The sequence below is a fragment of the Sphingomonas larreae genome, assembly GCF_051400595.1.
Classification (GTDB): Bacteria; Pseudomonadota; Alphaproteobacteria; order Sphingomonadales; family Sphingomonadaceae; genus Sphingomonas.
The window spans coordinates 1-4596 of sequence record NZ_JBLFFI010000017.1; the positions used below are offsets into that span (position 1 = coordinate 1).

The 4596-nt window shown below is 64.6% G+C and carries 3 protein-coding genes; 2 read left to right on the forward strand and 1 reads right to left on the reverse strand.

Annotated elements, in window-relative coordinates; genetic code table 11:
* A partial coding sequence (locus ACMGDM_RS20595) for a TonB-dependent receptor plug domain-containing protein (RefSeq protein WP_436806011.1) occupies window positions 1-434 on the reverse strand: 434 nt, incomplete at its 3' end.
* Between the two features lie 439 nt (window positions 435-873).
* On the opposite strand from ACMGDM_RS20595, the gene ACMGDM_RS20600 reads away from it, so the two are divergent.
* On the forward strand, window positions 874-3543 hold the full coding sequence (locus tag ACMGDM_RS20600; protein ID WP_436806012.1) for a TonB-dependent receptor: 2670 nt from the start codon (window positions 874-876) through the stop codon (window positions 3541-3543).
* Window positions 3540-4484, forward strand: a complete 945-nt coding sequence (locus ACMGDM_RS20605; protein ID WP_436806013.1) for a glycerophosphodiester phosphodiesterase family protein — start codon at window positions 3540-3542, stop codon at window positions 4482-4484. The genes ACMGDM_RS20600 and ACMGDM_RS20605 overlap by 4 nt, the downstream gene beginning before the upstream one ends.
* Window positions 4485-4596 lie beyond the last annotated feature (112 nt).

Sequence of the window (4596 nt, forward strand, 5' to 3'; positions counted from 1 at the left end):
ACGGACGGGATAATGTCGAGCGGCACGGTGCGCCCCTCCTCGTCCACGCCTGCGACGATCGCACCATCCACCGTCGTGCGGTTATACGTCGAGCGAAGTCCGCGCAGCACCGGGAAGCGCGGTTCTCCCTGGTCCTCCTGAACCGAAACCCCGGGGATCCGACGAAGCGCCGCTGCGGTGTTGTGGTCGGGCAGCTTGCCGATGTCATCCGACGAGATCGCATCGACGACAGCAAACGAGTCCCGCTTGGTCGCGATCGACTCTCGTTGTGCGCGACGTTGTCCGGTCACGACGATATCTGCGTCGGCCTCCAGCTGCGGCTCGCCCGGTGTCGCATCGCGCGAAGTCAGATCCTGCCCGGCGGCAGGCTCGATTGTGGCCACGCTGCACAGCAGCAGAGCCAGCGGCGAAATGCCCCTCGTTCGAGTTCTCATCGTTGCTCCCCGGATTGCACGGGAGCAGCTAGGGTGGCTTTATGACTGCTTGGCGTCGGTCAGCTTACGAGATGATGACGGCTTGGTGATCCCGGATGGGGCGTGTGGGCAGTGCCAGCAGATGACGCCTCAGTGTTCAATTCCAGCAACAAGCTAAATAGGCCGTTGTTGGCGATTGTCACCGACATGCCGCGCGACTGTCACTGTCGCGTCACCGCTGTTGCCTAGTCGCTTGTTTCGGCAGCGAATGTCGCCAGCGCTGCTGAACGGGGATCATCCAGTGTCATCTATCAAGACGCGGTCTCTCCGCGTGCGTTGCCTCACGTCGGCAGCCTTCACGGTCCTGTTTCTCGTACAGCCGGCGCAAGGGCAGACAGCGCCTGAACGTCAGTCGGCTGGGCAGCCGGAGGCTGAACCTGCTGTTCCAGCCGACATCCTCGTGACGGGCATCCGCCGCTCGAACAATGTCGCGATCCAGTCGAAGCGCGCAGCTGTCAACATCGTCGACGTGGTCAGCGCAAACGATGTGCAGGCTTTGCCGGATACGACGATCGTCGAGGCGCTACGTCGTATCCCCGGCCTTTCCGTGCTGCCGATCGGCGACAACGAGCACGCGCGTGACGAGGCGGCAACGCCCGTGATCCGCGGACTGGGACCCGTCTACAACAACGTCACAATCGACGGCATGCAGATCGCCTCCCCCGGCACGCCGCAGGGCACAGAGGGCTCGACCTCCCGCGGCGTCCGGCTCGACATCCTGCCGTCGTCGATGATCTCGGAACTGCAGGTCACCAAGACGTTCACTCCAGACCTCGATGCCAACGCGATCGGCGGCGCCATCAACCTGAAAACGCGCAGCGCGTTCGATGCAGGCAGCGAACGCTTCCTCACACTCGAGGTGGGCGCAGGCCATGCCAGCGACACCGACAGGCCGCGCAATCAGCCTGATATCGGCCCGCGCATAATCGGCACAGCGAGCGGCACCTTCGCCGATGGGATGCTCGGCGTCGTCCTCTCCGGCAACTACCAGCGCCTCGACAATTACACCGACGCGCACATGACGACCGATACCGCCTTCTACAACTTCTACAACGCGGCCGGGCAGATCGTGAACAATGGCGCGTCCACCGCGAACGCCGGCTTCGGCAATGGCATTCCGGTGCCGCAGCAGGACAAGTACTGGTACGTCCAGAACCGTCGAGATCGCTATGGCTTGACCGGCAAGCTGGAGGCGCGCCCCACCGACACGCTCTACGTCTTCGGTCAGGGCGGCTTCTACTACTACGGTGATCGGGAGGTCCGGAACGAGGCGATCATCAACCCGAACGTCACCACACAGGTTTTCGATCAGACGCCGACGAGCGGTCGCTTTCCGGTCGCCTCGGTGGAGCTCGGCTACGCCGACCTCGACATCACGTCGCGAACGCGCCTCGGCCTTGGCGGCCTCGACTGGAAGCCGGGCGGTCGTTCCTCGCTGAGCGGCCGTATATCCTATTCGCGCGCAACGTATGACGAGGAGCTCAACTACTTCAAGTACAACAGCACTATCCGGCGCGCGACGCCGGGTCGCTCCAACGTCACGACCGTGCCGATCGCGGCAAACGGCTTCACCTACGAGACGGGCAGCTTCAACCAAAGCTTCAACATATCGCCTACCGCGTACAACGATCTATCCACCTACAGCCTGTCGTACTGGCGGCCGAACGGCAGTCGCAACATCGAGGACAAGATCCTGCAGGGGCGCCTCGATTATGGCTTCAACCAGGGGCCGGACGACCTAGGCTTCGGCTTCGCGGCAGGCGGCTCCTACACGGACGACGATTTCTCGTTTGCGGTCAATCGCACGCAGTATGTGCCCAACAACACCGCGCCGGCGCTCGGCCTGGCCGATGCGGCCGGTCCGCTCAACGCCCCGCTGCGATACAACCAGAACGACCTCCAGCTGATCACCATCGATCCGGCGAGGGCACTGGCAGCGGTGCAGGCATTGCCGACGAGCGCGCTCAACCAGACCGACACTACCGCCTTCAACGCACAGGACAACTTCACGCACGGCGAGAAGACCGGCGCGATCCATGGCAGCTTCAGCTATCGGGGCGAAAGGGTCGATGCCCGCGCCGGCGTCCGGTACGACCATACCGAGCAGCGGACGGTGAGCACCGTGCTTCAGCAGGGCAGCTACCGTCCGCTGCCGACACGTTCGACCTACCACTTCCTGCTGCCATCCGCCCTCGTGACCTACCACGTGACCCCGCGCATCGACCTGCGTGGCGTGTTCAGCCAGACGATCGGGCGCCCGGGCTACGACGCCTACGCGGCCCGCAGTTCGATCTCGTTCCAGCAGGAAAGCGACGTCGGCAATCCGGACGCGCAGAACGTGTCGGTGAGCATCGGCAACCCCGACATCAGGCCGCGCAGGTCGACCAACTATGATCTCGCGGCCGACTGGCAGTTCGCCGAGCGCTACGGCGGCATCGTCTCGCTGGCTCTGTTCGACAAGGAGATCCGCGACGAGATCTTCGCCGAGCAGTCAATCGGCTATCAGGCGCCTAGCGGCATCTTCTACACCAACGCCGCGGTGACCCGCCCGGCGAATGCCGGCAAGTCACGCATCCGCGGCGTGGAGTTCAACGTCATCGTCAACTCGCTGGAGGGTATCACGCCCTACCTGCGCGGCGTCGGCGTGGCGGGCAACGTCGCCTATCTCGATGGACGGCTGAACGTCACCATGGCGGACGGCACGCCACGCCGGACCAGTGGCCTGGTCGGTCAGTCCAAGTACACGCTCAACGGACAGGCGTTCTACAGCGCGCACGGGCTGGAGCTGCGCGTCGCCTACAATCGGCAGGCCCGCTCGATCCGGGCGATCAACACGACCGCATCCTGGCAGGACCTCTACTGGGCACCGCGCCAGCAGGTCGATTTCTCCGCCCGCTACGATCTGACTTCTGCCATCTCGCTCTCCGCTCAGGCCAGCAACATCACGCACGAGCGCGTGACCAGCCTGGTCGGCCCGGAGCGCAACCTGCTCAAGGACACCTATTCGGTGCCGACGACCTACTGGCTCTCCCTCCGCTTCACGCCCGCCCGCCGGAGTGGCGCACGATGATCGGCGTGCTCCTGTCCGGTCTCCTCCTGGCCGGTTCGGCCGGCAGCACGGGAGATCGAGCCGCCGTCATCTCGCGGCGCATAGCCGACCCGGACGGCGGCCTCGTGGTTGTCGCCCATCGAGGATGCCATGCGGCTGCGCCCGGTCACGAGCTCGGCGGCACCCCGGAGAACTCACGTGCCGCGCTCGAGCACTGCGTTACATTGGGCGTGGACGTCATGGAGACGGACGTGCGGCGGGCGAAGGACGGCTCGCTGGTCATGATCCATGACGCCCTGCTCGATCGCACGACGGACGGGCACGGACCGGTGGCGGACATGACGCTCGAGCAGCTTCGCCAGCTGCGTCTCCGAGATGGCTTCGGTGGGCCGCAGGCACCTCTCACGGATCAGAGGATCCTCACCTTGGACGAGATGCTGGCGCTGGCAAGCCGGCGCATCGTCCTGAACCTTGACGTGAAGGACGCCATCTACAGCGAGGTGGTGGACGCGGTCAGGCGCGCGCACGCCGAGCGCCGCGTGATCGTCAAGACGACTGCCAGCATCGCCACGCGCCCGCTCGCCGGCATGGCGCCCTTCGACCAAGTTCCGTTCATGCCCGTTCTGCGCTTTCCGTCCGACGAGCGGCAGTTGCTCGATGTGGCCGCCATCCAGCTACGTGGGCGCAAACCGCTCGGCTTCGAACTGCCGCCGGTGTCGAGCTCTATTCTCCCCAACCTCGCAGGCCTCGCACGCCGAAGCGGCGTGCGGCTGTGGATTAACACGCTTAAAGATGGCTACGTTCTTGGGTCAGGCGGTGACCAGGGCGCTGGCGTCGATCCAGACCGCGCTTGGGGAGCATTGATTGAGCAAGGCATCTCCATGCTCCAAACCGACAAGCCCGAAGCGCTGATCGCCTATGCGAAGACCCACTCGGCTGCGGACAACCACCGACTACGGTAGCCCACCCTCATCCGTTCGATCGTAACCAGACCAACGACCCAATAACGGTCACTCAAGCCCACCTGCCCGCCGTCCAACTCCAGTCGTTCGTTCACCTTTGCGTCCAGGCTTC

Bases quoted from the DNA above. Each gene is read 5' to 3' on its own strand.
- ACMGDM_RS20605 (WP_436806013.1), top strand. From the start codon at position 3,540: ATGATCGGCGTGCTCCTGTCCGGTCTCCTCCTGGCCGGTTCGGCCGGC.